We start from the raw sequence: 17,283 nt of genomic DNA, 5'->3' as shown, positions 1-17,283 counted from the left end.
TCGAGCGTTAACCTCCCTATCGGCGGATCAATAAATCACCGTGACGCCCGGCAGGCGGGCAGCGCGGGTGCCCAATGTGCGTTCGATGCCGCGCACGGCTCCATCCACGTTGGCGGTGTTGAAGGCCCCGGACACGGTCTGGTCGGCAAGATCAGCGTTCAGGACCAGGATGCGGCCGGCGCGGTAGCGGTTGAGCTCGGCCACCACTTCGCGGAGCGGGGTCTGGTTGAAGACCAGCTGGCCGCGGCGCCAGGCGGTCGCCTGCCCGTCCAGCGGGGCCGGCTCCGCCGTGACGGCCTGATCCTGGACGACGGCCTGACGGCCGACGACGACGGTCGCGGGGTTGTCCAGATTCGACGTCGGCGCCACGGCGACGACGCCGTGGTCGACGGTAACCACGACCCGGTCGCGGTCGCGGCGAACGTTGAAGCGGGTGCCGACCACGCGGATCCGGGCGTCGCCTGCGTGGACATAGAAGGGCCGCGCCGGATCCGACGCGATGTCGAAAAAGGCCTCGCCCCGCTCCAGCCGGACGGCGCGGCCCGCGCGGTCGACCTCGGCCTGGATGATGCTGCGGGTATTGAGGGTGACGCGCGAGCCGTCAGCCAGGGTCAGGGTCTCGATTTCGCCGGGAGCGGTGACGCCCTCGGCGCCGATTGTCGCCAGACGATCGCTCTGGCCCGTGACCAGGAGAACGGCGGCGGCGAGGCCGGCGGCCACGGCCAGCGGACGGCGCAGGAGGGGCCGCGCCCAGGATCGGGGGTAGTGGGGGCGGAAGGCGGAACGGCCCTGGGCCCGCCGGTCGCGCTCGGCGGCGGCGCGGGTCGGAGTGGCGACGGCGTCGAACAGGGCCTCCATCTCCGCGAATGCGAAGGCATGGGCGGGGTCCGCGGCCAACCAGGCCTGGAAGGCGGCGGTCAGCGCCGGGGTGTCGGGCTCGCGCAGGCGCACGAGCCAAGCGACGGCCGCCTCATAGTGGTCCGGCGTGGGATCGTGCCCGGCGTCCGGTGTGGATTGGAGAACGGGGGCGGGGTCGGGCATGGCTCGGGCTGACGCTTTCGTGACATCTCTATGACGCTCGGCGGGCCAAAAATCCCCATCGCCGAGACCGATGTCTCCGTCGTCGGATCCGCTCACGGCCAAAGCCCCGCCTCGGCCAGGCGGTGACGGCAATGGACGAGGGCCTTGGCCACCTGGTGCTCGACGGTCTTTTCGGAAATGCCCAGCTGCGCCGCCACCTGCTTCATCGTCATTCCGTGGCCGCGATAGAGCAGAAAGGCCTGTCGCCGCTTGGGGGGAAGCTCGTCGATCACCTCGGCAAGATAGTCGACCGCGCGGCGGGCGTGGAGCGCCCGATCCGCCTCAGGAGCCGGATCGGCGGCCAGGGCCGGATCTACGTCCGAGGCGACGAAGGCCGAGCGGAAGCGGCGGCGACGGAGCCAGTCCAGCGCCAGATTGCCGGCGATGCGCTGGAGAAAGGCTTCCGGATTCACAGGGGCGGCCTGGTCGCCGAGGGCGGCGACCCGGACCCAGACCTCCTGGGTCAGGTCCTGGGCCGCCTGGTCACAGCCGGTGCGGCGGCGGATGAAGGCGGCCAGGGCATCGCGCCGGCGGAGGTATACGGTGGTGAGGGCGGAGGGCGTGGTTGGGATAGGGGCTGGATTCGGATCCGCCCGCGCGCGGCGGACGGCGTCCAGCTCGACGATCTCCGGTCGCGCCGCCATGCGCCAGCCCCCTGCCCTGGCGGTCTAGCACGACTGCCGTGGAGTTTCGACGTTCGAAGGGGCGAAAGTCCCTATCGGAGCACCGCGCGGCTTTGTGGTGCGGTTTGGTCGTCGGCCAATCGTTCAGACCAAACACGCGGACTTTTCGACCGATGGTGAGATGACGCCCGACGCCCTGCGACAAACCCTTCTGTACGCCCAGACCCACCGCATTCCCGAGACCGAGCCCCTCGCCTGGGGCTTTCGAGACGGCGGACGGAAGCTCGCTTTGGACGCAGACGGACAAGCCCTGAGCCGGCCGAACCGCGAGATTCTGGTCGCGCGCGCCCCCGAAGAGGACGTCGCCCTGGCGCGGGTGATCACCGAGGCGAGGCGGGCGGTCGGGCCCGGGGCGCCGGATCTGGATCAGGTCGATACGCTGGCCACGCTCGTCGACGCCGCCCTGGCCGAGAACAGCATCAACAAGAACCACGCCCTGCTCATCGAGATCGCTGGGCAGCAAGGCCTGGCCGGGGCGGAGATCGACCTGGGCCAGTTGATTACCGCCCGCACGGGCGTGTGCCGGCACCGGTCGCTGCTGTTCAAAGTGCTGGCGGACGCGGTCGGTCTGCCCTGCGCCCTCGTGCGCGGCCTGCATCGCGTTCCCGATCCCGAGCCCGGCCGACCTGGGCGGCGCTCGGCCCACGCCTGGAATGAGGTCGTCCTGCCCGACGGCGAGCGCCTGCTGGTCGATGTCATGGACCGGATGATCGCCGATCTGTCCGACCCGATTGTGCGGCCGTATGCGGATGCAGCCGGGACCCCGCTCTATCCGGAAGGCGCGCAAAGCCCGATCCTGTCAGATCCCCAGCGGGTTGGGGGCTCGGCGGAGGATAAATGGGCCCTTGAGGCGGTGCGCGCCGCGCCCTGGGGACCCGTAAAAGGCGGGCGCGGCGGGCGGGGAGCCTATGTTTATCTCGACGATGTCAGCACCGATCAAGCGCGAGACCTGCGCCAGGCGCTGACGCAGCTCGCCCTGCGCCATGACGACCACCAGACCAGCGTTGGCGCGGCCGAAGGCCAAAAACGCGATGTGCTTCGCGTTCGCGGCGGGGCGTTCGTGCGGTTAAGACGGCTGGTTCGGCTGTAGGCTTGGGAGCAGGGATCGGCCTGATCATAGCCAGCGCGGCGTCGAAGGAGGGCTCCCCCGACGATGCGCGCCTCACGCTGCCCAACACTTCCTCACCCCCAGTTTCGAAAGCGAGAGTGCGGCGCATGGCGATGACGCGGCCTATAAGGCGAAAACGCTGATTGTCACTGGCTTGCCCGGGTTAAAGATCTTTCGTTAAGGACCCCTCAGATGCCAGCCAGCCTTGGCACGAGATGGCGTGATCCCTCGGCGAGACAAGCGTGGGCATCACCATTTTGCGCGAAGCGAAAGTGTAAATGAGCGCGGCTCGCCATACCAGTTTCCAGTCCCAGCTCCTGTAGTCTGGTAATATGTCTCGTCGGTTAGGTTATTCACGTTCACGGCAAACGACCATCTGTCGTCGAGGTCATACTCAACTCGGCCGCTCCAAATGGCTCGACCGCTCTGTGTGTATCGATACGGAACAAACCCGCCAGCCGCAAAGTCACAGCTGAGCACGCCAAGAAAGTTCACGGAAAATCTCACACACGCCGTACCAGAGTTGTAGGCACTAGATTGTGCGACAACGCCTCCGCCAAAAGTGAACCGATCCAACTGTCCTCTTGGAGACCAAGCCGCCCACGCTTTCAGGGTATGCTCTGGCTGACGGCTTACAAATGGCGTTCCAGCGCCCGTCTGTGGATTTGTACCGAACGAACTGCCACGTTGCTCGTTTTCATTGTACGTGTATGAAAGCGATAATTCGAGGTCAGGAAAAATCTGACCTCCCAGTTCAAAATCTACCCCTTGACTGAAAAATGTCCTGCCTGGATCGCCAATGAAACAGCAACGCAACTGCCCGCCAGGCAGTAGACCATTCTGGTACCTGTTTCCGTCGTTATCGACGTAATAAGTGACACCGTTCTCAACCAACTGCGCTGAGACGTCAAATACGGCAAAGCCATTTTGTTCGATCTTGTAGGCAGCGATGGTCGCATTCAACCTTCCATCTTCTCTCAACCACTTTAAGCCAACCTCGAGGTTCGAGCCTGTAATGGGATCGACGGCGTCCAGATTGCGATCGAGTTGATTTCCTTGGCTGATGTAGACATCCGTATAACCGACGTACGCCGTGAGTTGATCATTAATGTCGTAGAGTAGCGAGACTGACGGTGGCCAGGAGACATCCTCACTATCATACTCTTGAACTGTCGGATTGACTGCGGGTGGCCCCGCGGGCTCTCCAACTTGGCGGCCAGTGCAGCCAGTCTGTGCTAGGCTAGTGCATAGTGTGTCAAACTTGCCGTTCAACTCAAAGCTGCTGTATCGAAGGGCCGTGACGAGATGGAACCGATCTAGAGCCGTTAGCCGCAGATTTAGATATACACCCGTTTGCTCTTGACCAAAATCCCTGTAGCGCGTCGTAGGTAAAGCGCCACGCGGCTCAGTGTATAACGGATCGTAGGGATCAAAGTCAAAAACATTGATGCCAGGGACACCGCTAGGTCCGCCAGGATAAGGAATGTATGGACCAGATGCGGTGTTACCTACCAAGGTGCCATAATCGACCCGTCCACTTCCATCAGCAATGGATCGATTTGCCCCCACGGTGATTTCTTGCACCTGACCAAGCACAGTAAACTTACCACTAACGATAATCTCCGCTGCGAGTTGATCGGAATCATAATCCCGCATCTGACCGGCGAGCACAGGACCGGTAAGATTTATAGGGTTCACTGGCTGAGAATTATATCCTACTTTCTGCCGGCTTGACTGCCTGTTATTAGTAACTGATCCTTTTATAGACCAATTCTCTGTCAGTTGGTGCTCTAGGGATGCAAACAGTTCGGTCGTATCAAAATCCCACCGGTTCCAGGCAAAGCAAAGACAAGTTTCTCGTGGCAAAGCGAGATCGTCTCCGTTTTGAAAGCGTGGAAGGCCCCGATACCAAGGGACGCTATCTTGACGCGTAAAGCTAGCGCCCCACGTTAATAGAGTTCTTGACGTTAAATCATATTCTAGAATTCCGTAAATCAATGTTTTGTTGTCTGATGCAATGTCATAAAAGTATTCGTTATCCTGATAGGTCGTCACCAAACGCCCACGCAGATCTCCATTGAATGCAAGCGGACCCGTGACGTCCAAAACCGTGCGATAGTTGCTCCACGAGCCAACCTGGGCCTCCAGCACAGCCTGATAATTTTGAAGCGGCTTCTTGCGGACGAGATTGACTGTGCCTGAGGGATTTCCATAGCCGTTCAATGCGCCAGCGGCGCCGCGCAACAGCTCCACATGGTCGTACTGCGAGAGGTCAATCTGAGGGAAAAAGCCCGTCGAGTTGGCGTTCGCGCCTATTCCTGTGATAAGGGGCGCGCCACCGTCGATCTGAATAGAGGTAATCGCAAATCCTCTGGAGTAGAAAGTGTTCTCCAGACTTGTATCTCCCCGAACAAGCGTAACTCCGGGCGCTCGGTCCAACGCCCCGGTGAAGTCAACGATCCTTTGATCTTCCAGCAGCTGCGCGGTGAGCACGCTTACGGATTGAGGCAAGTCTCTGATGGTTGTCGGAATTTTGGATCCCACAGTGAGTGCGTTGGACGTATAGCTCTGCGTCCCCTCGGTCGCCGTCGTATCCCGGCTACCGTTCGTTCCGTTGACCACGGTTGCGCCGGATAAGCCCGCGCCCGTCGCCCCCTCTACCCGCACCGGTCCCAACACCCTCTCGTCGTCCACGCCCCCGGTGACGACCGCCTCGATCACCACCGTCCGTGCATCGCTGAACCGAAAGGTCAGCCCCGTCCCCGCTAGCAGCCGGCCCAGAGCCGTCTCCGGCGAAACCGAGCCCGACACACCCGGTGACGTCTTCCCGTTCGCCAGCTCGGCCGGATACACCAGCGCCAGGCCGCTCTCATTCGCGAACCGGTTCAACGCCGGGGCCAAGGGTCCGGCAGGGATGGCATAGGCACGAGCCTGCGCGGTCGTGGCCTGCGCCATCGCGGGCGCGGCGGCCCCCGCGGCGAGCAGGGCCAAGCTGCTGGCGCAGGCCAGAGCGGCGACACGCCAAGCGCGCGGCGAAGCTGTGGTGATCATGACGGCATCCCCCAAGGCTGCCGGCGCGCCCCCTGGCCCGCCGTCTGCACCCTATGACGCCGCGCCCGGCAAAAGCAGGAGGTGGGGAGAGCCGTCCGGCGCGGTCGTGGCCCCGGAGACACAGGGGGATCAAGAGCCGGGGCTGATCAGTCGGCGCGGACGACCACCAGGCCCGGAAGGCGGTGGACCCGCAGGCCGCGCTTTCTGTCCAGCGCCATCAAACCGCCCAGCGGATCCCGGGTTCGGAAGACCCCGCTGACTTTCAGCTCGCGCGCCGAGCCGAGGACCATCAACCGCTCGCGAGCATAGGGGTCGAGTTCTGCGGCGATGGCGGCCAAGGGTTCCCCCTCGAACTCCAAAGACCCGTCGGTCCAGCCGGCGGCATTGGGATCGGTCGCGGCCGCGACCGCAGAGACCGCCCTGCCCCAGGTCCAGGCCACTGTCTGGCCGGGGCCGAGGTCGCGGGTCGATCCGCCTGCGACGGCGCGGATGCGGTGATCGACGCCTGTGACCCGCGCGCCGCCGCCGTCGGCTAAGGGCCGGGTCTGGACGACGAAGACGGTGCCCAGAGCGGTCACGGTCCCGCCGCTGGCGCTGACCACGAAGGGCCGGGACGGATCGGGGGCGACGGTGAACAGGGCACGTCCCGACAGCAGACGGACCGCGCGGCGGTCGCCGGCGTAGACGACGTCGACGGCAGCCCCGGTGTCGAGCACTAGCCGGCTGCCGTCGTCCAGGGTGACCGTGCGCTGTTCGCCGACGCCAGCCCGGGCGTCTGTCTGAAGCGCCCGGCCCAGGCCTGGGCCGAAGGCCACGGCCGCGACCGTGGCGGCGACGAGGCCAGCGGCGAGCGCGCGGGGGCGGCCACGCGCCGACAGGGCCGCGGCGCGAGGCGACCAGCGGCGCAGGGCCGCCGCTTGGGGACCGAGAGCCGGGGCTGCATCGAGATCCAACCATAAAGCGTCGACAGCCTGGTAGGCGCGGGCGTTGGCGTCGTCCGCTAACCAGGCCTGCAGGCGCTGACGTTCGGCTGGGCGCAGGTCGCCCCGGTCCAGGCGCACACGCCAGCGGCGCGCTTGGCGGGCGCGGCGAGCGGTGGCGGACAGCGGGTGGGGACGCGACGGCATCAGGACAGGTCTAACAAGTTCGGGGCGGTCCAGCAGCGGCGCCTCTGAGTTCATGACGCCACAACCCGCCGAAAGAGGAGGTTTTTGTGACAGATTGTTTTCAGTCGACGGCGTCGAGACCCGCGGAGATTTCGGCCAAGGCCCGACGCAGGTGTTTTTCCACCATGTTTCGGCTGATGCCCAGACGCTCGGCGATGGTCGCTTGGTCCAGACCCTCAATCTTGCGCAGCACGAAGACCTCCCTGCAGCGGGGTGGGAGGGTCGCGGCCAGATCCAGAGCCCGCCGCAGCCGAGCCTGATCGATTACCCGCCGTTCGGCGGAAGGGGTGGCGTCGGGAAAACCCGCCAAGGCGGCGTCCCCGTCCCAGCCGCGCCGCGCTGCGTCTCGCCTGTGGTCACGAGCGAGATTGCCCACGATGCGATAGACGAAGGCTTCGGACTGGATCATCCGCTCATCCGCCCCGCCCGGTCGGCCGGCAAGCCTCAGATAGGCGGCCTGGACGATGTCCTCAGCGGCGTCCGGGTCGGCGATGCGGCGCGCCGCCCAGGCCCTCAACCGGTCATAGAGCCTCAAATAGGCGGCGGCAGGGGTGTCGGGACCGCCCTCGCTGGTCTTGGTCGCCGCACTGTCCATGGCCTGCCCTCCCCCGGCCTGGCCGCTACTGGCCGCCGTGCTCCAAGGCCCAGGCCCGGTAGTCGGCGATAAAGGCGTTGATCTCGGTGACGCCGGCGTTGTGGCCTTCCGCCAGAGCACGCGCCTCGGTCATCAGGGCTTCGGCGCGGGGCCCGAGGGTTTCCAGCTCGCGGCTGCGGCATTCGACATAGGCCTGGGCCCGCTCCCCAGTGTCTGCGACGTCTTCGGCCGTCAGCCCCATCCGATCCGGCAGCGGCGGCTTGCGGCATTGAGACGGCGGAACCGCCGCGGCCGTGCTGGGGGGCGCAGTCGGGGACGGCGGTGTCACCGCGACCCCGCTCTGGGGCGCAGGTGTGGGCGGCGGGGCGCTCGATGTCGTAGCCGGCGGGGCCGCCTGCAGAGCGACCAGGAGAACAAGGACGAGCATGGCAGGGCGCTCCAGCGGTTCGTTGGATTGAACGACTGGCGCACGGGCGGCCCGCACTCTGGCGTGACGCTCGCGCCCGCGGCGCGACCAGCGGGCGCGAGCGCTGGGTTCGACGCGCACCCAACGACCCTCTCCCGTCCTTATGAAGAAAGCCGCCCCGCTGGCAGGACAGCGAGGCGGCTCCTTGGACACCGGGGGCTCACACCCGGAGGAAGCGCCGCGAGGGTTCCGATGCGCGGACGGCTCCGGGGAACGAACGAGCGGAGCCCGGTCCGGCCGCAGGGGCGTGCCGCGCCACGCGCCGACGGCCGTGGCTCGGGTCAAGCATTGAGGATAAGGACATCGCGGTTCGCGCTCGTTTTGTCGTTTGCCAAGGCCGCGAGGAACGCCTGCAGACGGCGGAGCGGTGCCGCGTCAGCCCCGGCGTCCGCATTGGCGATGAGGACCGTGAGCAGCACCTCGGCCTGGTTTAGGTCGGCGGGCGGATGTTCCAGAAGATACTGCTCCGCGGCCATGAACCGGTCCCAGACCGTCTCGTCGCAGCGATCGACCCAATCGGTCCAGAAGGCGGCGGCAGTCTCGGGGGTCCAGAGGTCGCTCCCGGCGACAGAGCGATGGGCAAGGACGTGGGATCGGGCCATGGGGCCTCCAATCAAATGGGGGTGATCGCGCGCCGGTCTAGGACAGAGGGCGCAGACGGCGCGCGTAAGGGGCCCAGCGGGCTTCGGCGACGCCGAGAACGGCGATGAGCATCAAGGCGACCCAGAGGGCCAACCGCACCGTGACCGCGCCCCAGACCCGCGTCTCGGGTTCGAGGAAGGGCAAGAGATGGGTGGCGACGACGAGCCCTTGGAGCGCGACCGCGAGGATCAGCCACCAACGGTCGTGAGCGAGGCTGAGCCAGGCGAGCCAGACGAGAGCGGTGGTCGACAGCAGCACCATGCCGGGGCGGAATTCGGTGTCCACGAGAGGAGAGCCGAACATCAGCATCGTCAGGGCTAGGGCGGCAAGGCGTTCGGCCCCACGACCCTGCCAGACCAGCAGGATCAGGATCAAACAGCTGATCCCGGTCAGGCCGATCTGGAGGGTGTTGACGAAGCCCAAGGTCAGGCGGCCGCGACGACCAGGCCCAAGGGCGGCCGCTCCTTCTGTTCCAAGGGGCCGTCCATTCGGGTGCCTTCCCGACGCCAAGCGATGCCCTGGGCCTCGGCGACCGCCGACAAGCCCTTGTGGTTGGCGACGACGGCGCGGCGCGCCTGGGCCAGGCCTGTCATCATCTCCATGGCGTGGTCGAACTCAGGTTGGCCGACCTCGGCGGCGAGCTGGGCGGTCTTGCGGCCCTGGACCATCTCCGTGATCAGGGCCGCGGTCTTGAGCAGGGCGTCGTCGACGGCGTGTTCGGCGCCGTGAAGGGCGCGGGCGATGCGCAGGCCGGTGGCGTAATGGGTCATGGTCGGAAAAGCCTTCAGCGAGGGGTCAGGTCCAGCGCGTCCGCTAGAGGCCGTTGCCGGGCGCGAGGGTCGAGGCGCGTTCCGAGATCACTCCCATCACCACCACCACCCCCGCGAACAGCATCGCCATCACGATCGCGATCCCGAGGCTGATCCCCAATCGGAGGGGACCGGCCGGCGGTGCGGGCAGCCGGCCAAACAGTGCCGCCAGTCCGCTGTCGCGATCCCGAACCGGCGACGGCCGGGACACCGCTCGATCTGCAGGGGCTTCCGGGGGTGGCGACAGACCCGTTTCTTGCTCTGAGTAATAATGGGTCAATCGCGCCGCCGCCGCCTCGCGGTTGCGAACCCCCAGCTTGCGATAGGCGCGGCCGAGGTGGTTGGAGACGGTGCGTTCGGACAGACCCAGCTGGCGCGCGATGGCCTTGGTGCGCAGGCCCTGGCCGGCAAGCTGGACGCACTGAACCTCCTGCCGGCTCAGACCGAGGGGCATGGAGGGGTTCCGGGCGCGTGGGCCATGACGGACGCAGGACCGAACGGCGCGACCCGCAGGCCTAGTCTTTCGATCGCGCGTGATGCGTTCCTAGCTGGCATCGTGATCCTTTAGAGCGTCTCACGACAACCGTAGCTGGATCATCGGAATCGTCCAAACAAGGCGACCGCCCGGCTGGTGGGATTGAGACGACCCAAGGCCGCCCCGCAGAATCCGGGACGCAAGGCCAAGGCAACAGGCTGATGCTTTCCGCGCGACTTGAGCGGGTGCTTGTTGCGCTATCTGCCGTTCGGCCTGGCTGAGCGGAGGCGCCGATAGCCCGCGTCATAGGCGCGGCGCTGATCGCGATCGAGCGCCCGGACGAGCTCGGCACGCATGCCGTCCAGGCAGAACTGCCTTTGGAAGCGGTGGTGGTGCGGGGTCACCGCCGGACCATGGACGGCGCACCAGGCGGCCACGGACCGGTCGATGCGATCGACCAGAACGTCTTGGTCGGCGGGGCGGTCGAGGCGGAGATCCTGCACGCTCACGCGAATCACGCCGAGGTCAGGGTCGGGCTTGGGCGCGGCCGGCGGAGCGGGGCTGAGGGCCATGGCGGCCAGGGCGATGAGAAGGGTCATGGCTCATCTTTCGGGTTGGAGGGGGCGGGGCCCGTCTTGTCGGCGGCCCGGGCGCGATGGAGGCTGAGGGCCCGACCGGCCGGATCGGGGACATAGGCGAGCTCGGCGATGGCGTGCTCGACCCGCAGCCGGGTCGCGGGCTTGACCCGGTTGGCGCCGGTCAAAAACCGCGAGACCGTCGCGACCGATACGCCGGCCCTCAGGGCGACGTCCTTGATGGTGGAACGTGCGGCGGTCATGCAGACATGAGGCCTCAGAAGGGCGCGGCGGAGGCACCGGCCGGGGTTAAATCTTCGAGAGAGCGAGGTTGGGGTCTCGGGCCCGTGGGGTCGGGCCTCGCGCGCTATGTGGACTAGCCGGGGGCCACGAGGATGCCGGACGGGGCAGGGATGACGGCGCGGGTCGGGATCGAACGGACGACCGGCGTCGCGGTGGGCGGGCTCTCAAGTTGAACTAGGTCGCGGCGGAGCGCGGCTGCCTGGTCGCGCAGGTCTGCGGCCCGGGCGCGGAGACCCGGGACCCGGCTGGCCATCCGCGACCGGCGGCCGGCCGAGATCGACGGCTCGACCGCGATCTCGCGCTCGATTTCGTCGGCGGTGGCGTCGAACTCCTGGGCGGTCCCTTCGATGTCGGCGATCGCCCCCGCGGTTTCCGCGATCCGGTGCAGCCGACGATCAGCGTCATCGGCGCGGCGATCCGCTTCGTCATCGAGCCGTTCCTGCGCCCGCTCCCGGCGGTCCAGCTCCTCCTCCAGACGATCCGCGTCGTCGGCCGGCGGATCCATCCTCGGCTCGGCGGCGGCGTTCACCACGGGCTCAGGCTGCGCCGCCGCCTCTGCCGTCGCCGGAAGCGTGACGGGCCGCAGGGTGGGTGACCTACCGGGCGTCTGGACCGTGATGACAGTATCGACGCCGCCACCCGACGTGATGGGGGTTCGGACGAAGCTGGCGGGCGTCAGAGCATTCGCGGACGGATCGCCGAGGACCAGGGTGGACAGACAGACGGCGAGACCCACACACCCGAGCGAGACCATCGTGAGCAAGGATCGATCGCCCGGTCGGCGCGGGGACCCCGCCAGCAGGCGAGAGATCCGGCGCGACAGGGCGCGAGCCGGCGGCCCAAGCGCTGCGGCGGGAACCCGAGCCCCGGGACGGTCGGCAAAGGTCGCCAGCACCCGGGCATAGGTCGGAACATCGATGCGGTGAGTGGCGAGGGCGTCGGCCGCCTCCTCGGACCGGTCGGCGAGGCGCTGGGCGAGGCTCCAGACCAGGGGATTGAACCAGTAGACCGCCGTGGCGAGTCGCGAGACCACCAGCCAGCCCCAATCGCGTCGCGACAGATGCGCCAGTTCATGGGCGAGCACCGCGTCGGCGCAGGCGGCGGCGTCAGGCCGAGTGATGTCGGCGGGAGAGAGGAGGATAACGCCCCGTCCCGGACCCCAGCTGAGCGGTCCCCGCGCACGTTGCGCGGCGACGAGGCGAGGTCGGCCACGGCCGTTCAACTGGCGGGTCAGGGCCTCGGTCCAGACCGGATCGGTAACCGCCTCGCCTCTCCGGGTCCAGACGGACAGGACGGCGACGCCGACGGCGAGGCGAACGATCAGGATGGCGACGCCCAGGCTATAGACGATCCCAAGACCCTGCCAGAGCATCTGGGGATCTCCAGACCCAGGGAGGATTGGCGGCCAGCCACTGTCGCGGGCAGCGACGGCGGTCGCGTGCACGACGATCCCGGGATTTTGGAGGGGGGCCGCCGGCCCGGGCGAAGGGTCGCCCCCCCAGGTCACCAGGTCCACCAGCCCCTGAAGGCCGAAAGGGAGACTGAGCGGCGGGAGCAGGAGGGCGAGCCCTGGCCAGGCCAGCAGAAGTGCCGCGCCGAGCCGCAGCAGCTGGGCCTGATCCGCGGCCCTCCGGCCGCGCAGCAGCAGCGTGGCGATGAGAATGAGGCCGGCGAGGACAGCGGATTTCCAGGCCAGATCAAGGGCGAATTCCGGGCTCATGACCGGTCTCCGGTGCGGCGGACCTGCGCCGCGTCGATGGCGCGATGGAGGGCAGCGACCTCCTCGGGCTCGAGCGGGCCCAGATCCATCAGTGCCGTGGCCGTATTGGCGGCCGAGCCGTCGAAGAAGGTCTCGACCAGGCGACGGAGCGCCGAACGCGCCACGCTGGCGGGCTGGGGAACCGGGGCATAGACGTAGGTCTGGCCTTCCGCCCGATGGGCCACCAGCCCCTTGGCCACCAGGCGTCCCAACAGGGTGCGGACCGAAGAGTCGCTCGGCGCATCTTGGAGCGCTTGGCGCACCTGAACGGCGGTCGCTTGGTCGAGCCGGCAGAGGGTTTCAAAAACCTCGCGCTCGCGACGGGGCAGGGATTCGATCATGGCGCTTCCTGATCTGCGACAGGCGTAACATGCGACATTTGTCACAGGATGGGAAGCGTTTTTCTCGCGATTGTTTTTGTCTCACCCCTCGCCACGCGCGTCAGTCATCCGAACCCAGCTCCGAAGCCTTCGCGCCTGAGACCGGGCAAATCTCAGGCAGTCAGGACAATGGTGGTCAGGACAGGCGGGCGCATTCGGCGCAGCGCGGCTTGCCGCCCGTGCCGGACTGCCGGTTCTCTTTTTCGATATTGTTGCCCGTGTTGCAGTTGGTGTTGTCGTGATGCACCGTTTGCTTGATCGAGTGCCAGGGGCTGACCTTGGTCATGTCGTTTTGTCTCCAGGCTGGACAATTCCAGCGAATCGAAATGCCGGCGATTCGCCCGCAGAGTCCACACGCAGGAAGCGGTGGACACCCGCATGACTTGCGGATTGAATGACGTCGGAGGGGGAGATTAATGGCGGGACCCAAGACACCGGCCTGGGCCGGATGGGCGGTGGCGGCGGTCCTGGGCGTCGCCCTGGTCAGCCGCTGCGGCGGCGGGCCCGGGGGGGACCCCGGCAACAAGGGCGAAGCCAGCGTCGCGTCCGAGGCGACCCGACCTGTGCAATATCTCTATGTCCGCACCGACCGTCTGAATTGCCGGACGGAGGCGTCGACCGGAAGCGCCGCAGTTGCCCGGCTCCGAGACGCCGCCCTGGTCGGCGTCGTCGAGGAAGCCAACGGCTGGGCCCGGCTGAGCGAACCGGACTGCTGGGTGAAGCGGGAGTTCCTGGGTCAGTCGCCCCGCCCGCCGGCCCCTCCCCCGCCGGTGCCGCGCCCCCAGGCCCTGTACTCGGGCGGCGACAACGCAAGCGGCGGACGGCGCGCGGCCCGGTCGTCGCAAGGCGCTTACTACGCCAACTGTTCGGCGGCGCGCGCGGCCGGCGCGGCACCGGTCTATGCCGGCGATCCCGGCTATGCCTCCCGGCTGGATCGGGACGGCGACGGGGTGGGCTGCGAATGAGGCGGCGCAAACCGGACCGGATCGAGATCGGCCTGATCGCCGCCCAGGTGGTCGTGACCGGCCTATCCATCGGCCTGACGGTCTGGGGCTGGGTAGAATAGGATGCGGGGCGAAGGCGGCCCGGACGTTTAGACCGTAAGCGCTAGGGAGACTGTCGATGACACGCCGCCTGGGTTTGATTGTTCTGCTCGCCGCCGTCGGGGGGTGTGCGCCGACCGGCTCGGTCGACACAGGGGCCTCAGCGGGCGACGCGCGCCGGTGCTTCAACGTCAGCCTGGTCAGCGGCTTCTCGGAGCTTGAGGGGTCCGCGGTGCGGGTCTCGGCCGGGGCGCGGGACTATGACCTGGCGCTGAGTGGGCCGTCCTGCGACGACGTCGCCTGGGCCCAGGTGATCGCTGTGGAGTCGCGGCCGTCCGGCCAGCTCTGTGTGGGCGACCAGCCGGGTATCGCACGGGTCTTGTTCCGCGCAAGCGCCAGCCGCCGGGTGGTGCGGTGCGCGGTGACGTCGGTGAGCGAACAGGCGGCAGCGCCGGCCGCCTAGGTTCGGTCGATTGTGCGGGGGGTGCCGCGCACATGAATTCAGTCGCTCAAGACACCTCATTGACCTTCGCCGCATTGACAATTGCGTGTTCGACGACCCTCTATGTAGTCGCAAGGGAGGGTTGCATATGTCTTCACAGTTGTGGAACCGCGTCCGTGTGGATGGGGTCGGGCGGGCGTTGAGGCTGGTGCGGATGGGTCGCGCCGCCTTGGTAATGTCCGCTCTTGTGGCGACAAGCGCCTGCGCTTCACTGACCGCCGACCCGGCGGCGAACGGCGCGAACTCCGCTGGCCAGCCCTACTATCTGCCCATGGTCACCCTTGAGGTCGCGCTGGCGGTGAACGAAAGCGACAACAACGCCAGCCTGACCGTCCTGCCCGGCTATGTCGCTGACACAGCGGCCGGCGCGCTGACCCTCGCGAGACGGCCGGGTCTGTTCTCGGCCGACACGATCGAGATCAAGGTCAATGACCAAGGCCTGCTGACCTCGGGGACAGCCGCCTTTGACAGCCGCGCGCCCGAGACCGCCACGGCCGCTGGCCAGGTCATCGGACGACTAGAGAGCGGCGTGTCGTTCCGCATTTTGAGCTCCGAAGCTTTCGACCCCACCAACGCCACCGAGCGCGACGCGGCCGCGGCGCAACTGTCTGCGGCTTTGAGGGACTGGGCAGGGCGCGAACGGGCCGAGCCTGTGCCGGGGGAGGTTGTGGCCCCGCGCGGGGCTCCCGCCCCCACCGCCGCTGAGCGCGCCGCCGCCACCGAACGCGCGGCCGCCCGCGCGGCCAGACGCCGTCACCTGGATGAGGTGACGCGGACGCGGGTCGGCTTCGAATGGTCGTGGGTCGGCTCCGACGTCATGAGTGCTTCATCCGCTTGCGGCGCGGGTGCGGGCGTCTGCGTCCGCGCGCCCCGCCCCGGTCGATTGCGGGTGTACCGCTGCGAGAGCGCCCCGGAGCGGCCCGCGCCGGCGTCCTGCGGCCGCGAGACCGGAATTCTGCTGGGAACCTATGCGATGACCGTCCCCAACGGCGCCCCGAGCGTGGCGGTCCCGGTCCAGGGTGGTGTGTTCGCCGACACCGACCACACGCTGACCCTGTCGAACGGTATGCTGACCGGCTACCGCTCGGTGCGCGGCAATGAGTTGGAAGGCCTGGCGACCTCGGCCGGGAACCTGCTCACTGGCATCGCCAAGGGGGCGCTCGACGGCTTGACGTCCGACAGGGGTTTGATCGAAGCTGAGACCGCGCGGATCACTGCCCAGACCGCCCAGCTCGAGGCCTTGGCCAAGCGCGACGCTCTGCCGGTGCCCGGGTCAACGCCAGCGACCAGGCCGACGCCGGAAGCCGCGCTGCGTGAGGGGCCATTCCAGGTCACTCTGTTCGGGCCGGTGGAAGCCGCCTTCGGCTCGGGCAGCGCCATTCCTCCGCCCTCGAGCCCCGCACCGGCCGCTGCGCCTGCCGCGGCAGGAGCCGCGCCCACGCCGAACGCCGCAACGGCGGCGAACCCCGGCACGGCGGCCGGGACGGCGGGCGCGGGCGCGACTTCACAAGGCGCCGCCCCTCCGCCTTCGCGCGGCACACCCGGCGCGACGGGTGCTGCACAACCCCCCGCAGGCTGAGCGTCGCCATGCCGAAAAACAAAATCCCCGAAAGGCTCGACGACCGTGAGGTGCGCACCCCGTTCGGTCCGGACGATCGGTCCCTCGGCGGCTTTATCCTCGACCCTGTTGCGCTCGAGACCGGCCCCCGCGAGCCGGACCGGTGCACCACCCCCTTCATGGTCGAGACCAATGGCGGCGGCTCCTGGGAATCCGTGCCCGGGTTCAACGCCTTTCGCGCGCGCAACGTCGGCCTGCCGGCCTTCGCGGGCGACGCCAGGACGCCGGACCCCCGCTCCGCCTGGAGCCCGGAGCCGCGGCCGGACCTGTGCTCTGACCCCCGGCCGGAGAACACGATCGGCCCGGACGACCGGGTCCCGATCCCGGACACCACCGCCATCCCCTGGCGCTCGATCTGTCGGCTGGACATCCGCTACGACACGGGCGCACGCGCCTTGGGCACGGCCTGGTTCGTCGGGCCCCGCGCCCTGGCCACGGCCGGGCATAACCTGCTCCACCCGCGGGCTGGCCGGGCCGTCGACATCAAGGCCTGGCCGGCCTTCGATGGCGTGATCCGGTACAACGCCCCCCAGATCCAGGAGGTAGTGTTTCCCGACCAATGGCGACGAGGCTTCAAACTGGACTACGACTACGGCGTAATCCTGCTGGCCGACGGCGCGCTCGGCCACCAGCTGGGCTGGTTCGGCATCGCCGGCTACGACGACCCGCCTCAGAACATGCCGGCCCAGGTCTGCGGCTATGCCGAGGGGACGCCCTCCCCCACCCAGTATTACAATGGCGGGCGAACGTCCCACTGGACCGAAGACTTTGTCTATTACACCTTCGATACCGGGCAGGGGATGAGCGGGTCGCCGGTTTTCGTGCGGCTGGGCGAGGCTCGCCATGTGATCGGCATCCACACCTATGGAGAGCCGACGATCAACCGGGCGCGGCGGCTTTCGGGCCACGCCTATGATCTGTTGCGAGACGCGAACGCTTATCGGTAGGTGGCGAGGGGCTGTCGCCAACGCTAAAGGGGCCACTCCCGGGATCAGGGTTGGGCCGAGGGCGACAGGCATCTATCCGGG

Annotated in this window: 20 protein-coding genes; 5 read left to right on the top strand and 15 right to left on the bottom strand. The window is 67.6% G+C overall.

Annotated features, from left to right (window positions below; all coding sequences use genetic code 11):
* Positions 1–27: 27 nt before the first annotated feature.
* Together BZG35_RS08325 and BZG35_RS08320 are read right to left on the bottom strand one after the other, a co-directional pair.
* Positions 28–1,041, bottom strand: coding sequence for a FecR domain-containing protein (locus BZG35_RS08325; RefSeq protein WP_077355219.1), 1,014 nt, complete (start codon positions 1,039–1,041; stop codon positions 28–30).
* A gap of 92 nt (positions 1,042–1,133) precedes the next feature.
* Positions 1,134–1,724, bottom strand: a complete 591-nt coding sequence (locus tag BZG35_RS08320; RefSeq protein WP_077355218.1) for an RNA polymerase sigma factor — start codon at positions 1,722–1,724, stop codon at positions 1,134–1,136.
* A 160-nt stretch (positions 1,725–1,884) separates the two neighbouring features.
* Here BZG35_RS08320 and BZG35_RS08315 point away from each other — a divergent pair, with 160 nt between their 5' ends.
* Positions 1,885–2,853, top strand: coding sequence for an EDR1-related protein (locus BZG35_RS08315; protein ID WP_077355217.1), 969 nt, complete (start codon positions 1,885–1,887; stop codon positions 2,851–2,853).
* 267 nt (positions 2,854–3,120) lie between these two features.
* Here BZG35_RS08315 and BZG35_RS08310 read toward each other — a convergent pair whose 3' ends face one another.
* The 13 genes from BZG35_RS08310 to BZG35_RS17920 form a co-directional block, all read right to left on the bottom strand.
* Complete coding sequence (locus BZG35_RS08310; RefSeq protein WP_077355216.1) at positions 3,121–5,922, bottom strand: TonB-dependent receptor; 2,802 nt, start codon at positions 5,920–5,922, stop codon at positions 3,121–3,123.
* Positions 5,923–6,068: 146 nt separating this feature from the next.
* Complete coding sequence (locus BZG35_RS08305) at positions 6,069–7,103, bottom strand: FecR family protein (protein WP_077355215.1); 1,035 nt, start codon at positions 7,101–7,103, stop codon at positions 6,069–6,071.
* A 46-nt stretch (positions 7,104–7,149) separates the two neighbouring features.
* On the bottom strand, positions 7,150–7,683 hold the full coding sequence (locus BZG35_RS08300) for an RNA polymerase sigma factor (protein ID WP_077355214.1): 534 nt from the start codon (positions 7,681–7,683) through the stop codon (positions 7,150–7,152).
* Positions 7,684–7,708: 25 nt separating this feature from the next.
* Positions 7,709–7,924 carry a hypothetical protein gene (locus BZG35_RS08295; protein ID WP_077355213.1) on the bottom strand — a complete coding sequence of 72 codons (216 nt, stop codon included), beginning with the start codon at positions 7,922–7,924 and terminating at the stop codon, positions 7,709–7,711.
* Positions 7,925–8,430: 506 nt separating this feature from the next.
* Positions 8,431–8,751, bottom strand: a complete 321-nt coding sequence (locus tag BZG35_RS08290) for a hypothetical protein (RefSeq protein ID WP_077355212.1) — start codon at positions 8,749–8,751, stop codon at positions 8,431–8,433.
* 37 nt (positions 8,752–8,788) lie between these two features.
* The gene (locus BZG35_RS08285) at positions 8,789–9,214 is read right to left on the bottom strand and encodes a hypothetical protein (RefSeq protein ID WP_077355211.1); all 426 of its coding nucleotides are present in this window, start codon (positions 9,212–9,214) and stop codon (positions 8,789–8,791) included.
* Between the two features lie 2 nt (positions 9,215–9,216).
* On the bottom strand, positions 9,217–9,561 hold the full coding sequence (locus BZG35_RS08280) for a hypothetical protein (RefSeq protein ID WP_077355210.1): 345 nt from the start codon (positions 9,559–9,561) through the stop codon (positions 9,217–9,219).
* Positions 9,562–9,604: 43 nt separating this feature from the next.
* The gene (locus BZG35_RS08275; RefSeq protein WP_077355209.1) at positions 9,605–10,054 is read right to left on the bottom strand and encodes a helix-turn-helix transcriptional regulator; all 450 of its coding nucleotides are present in this window, start codon (positions 10,052–10,054) and stop codon (positions 9,605–9,607) included.
* Positions 10,055–10,332: 278 nt separating this feature from the next.
* The gene (locus tag BZG35_RS08270; RefSeq protein WP_077355208.1) at positions 10,333–10,674 is read right to left on the bottom strand and encodes a UrcA family protein; all 342 of its coding nucleotides are present in this window, start codon (positions 10,672–10,674) and stop codon (positions 10,333–10,335) included.
* Positions 10,671–10,913: a LacI family DNA-binding transcriptional regulator gene (locus BZG35_RS08265; RefSeq protein ID WP_077355207.1), complete on the bottom strand. Its 243-nt coding sequence runs from the start codon at positions 10,911–10,913 to the stop codon at positions 10,671–10,673. Before BZG35_RS08265 ends, BZG35_RS08270 begins: the two co-directional genes overlap by 4 nt.
* 113 nt (positions 10,914–11,026) lie before the next feature.
* Positions 11,027–12,673 (bottom strand): M56 family metallopeptidase, encoded by a 1,647-nt coding sequence (locus BZG35_RS08260; protein ID WP_077355206.1) that lies wholly within the window; start codon positions 12,671–12,673, stop codon positions 11,027–11,029.
* Positions 12,670–13,053, bottom strand: coding sequence for a BlaI/MecI/CopY family transcriptional regulator (locus tag BZG35_RS08255; protein ID WP_077355205.1), 384 nt, complete (start codon positions 13,051–13,053; stop codon positions 12,670–12,672). Before BZG35_RS08255 ends, BZG35_RS08260 begins: the two co-directional genes overlap by 4 nt.
* Positions 13,054–13,228: 175 nt before the next feature.
* Positions 13,229–13,378 (bottom strand): hypothetical protein, encoded by a 150-nt coding sequence (locus tag BZG35_RS17920; RefSeq protein WP_171981911.1) that lies wholly within the window; start codon positions 13,376–13,378, stop codon positions 13,229–13,231.
* 130 nt (positions 13,379–13,508) lie between these two features.
* Here BZG35_RS17920 and BZG35_RS17915 point away from each other — a divergent pair, with 130 nt between their 5' ends.
* The 4 genes from BZG35_RS17915 (at position 13,509) to BZG35_RS08235 (ending at position 17,202) form a co-directional block, all read left to right on the top strand.
* The gene (locus tag BZG35_RS17915) at positions 13,509–14,057 is read left to right on the top strand and encodes an excalibur calcium-binding domain-containing protein (protein WP_171981910.1); all 549 of its coding nucleotides are present in this window, start codon (positions 13,509–13,511) and stop codon (positions 14,055–14,057) included.
* 157 nt (positions 14,058–14,214) lie between these two features.
* Positions 14,215–14,598, top strand: a complete 384-nt coding sequence (locus BZG35_RS08245; protein ID WP_077355204.1) for a DUF6491 family protein — start codon at positions 14,215–14,217, stop codon at positions 14,596–14,598.
* Positions 14,599–14,725: 127 nt separating this feature from the next.
* Positions 14,726–16,216: a hypothetical protein gene (locus BZG35_RS08240; RefSeq protein ID WP_150125978.1), complete on the top strand. Its 1,491-nt coding sequence runs from the start codon at positions 14,726–14,728 to the stop codon at positions 16,214–16,216.
* Between the two features lie 8 nt (positions 16,217–16,224).
* A complete protein-coding gene (locus tag BZG35_RS08235; RefSeq protein WP_077355202.1) occupies positions 16,225–17,202 on the top strand; it encodes a serine protease in 978 nt (325 codons plus the stop codon).
* Positions 17,203–17,283 lie beyond the last annotated feature (81 nt).

The organism is Brevundimonas sp. LM2 (assembly GCF_002002865.1).
Classification (GTDB): Bacteria; Pseudomonadota; Alphaproteobacteria; order Caulobacterales; family Caulobacteraceae; genus Brevundimonas.
The sequence above is the reverse complement of the archived record's forward strand: the minus strand, read 5'-3'. Positions and strand labels throughout refer to the sequence as shown.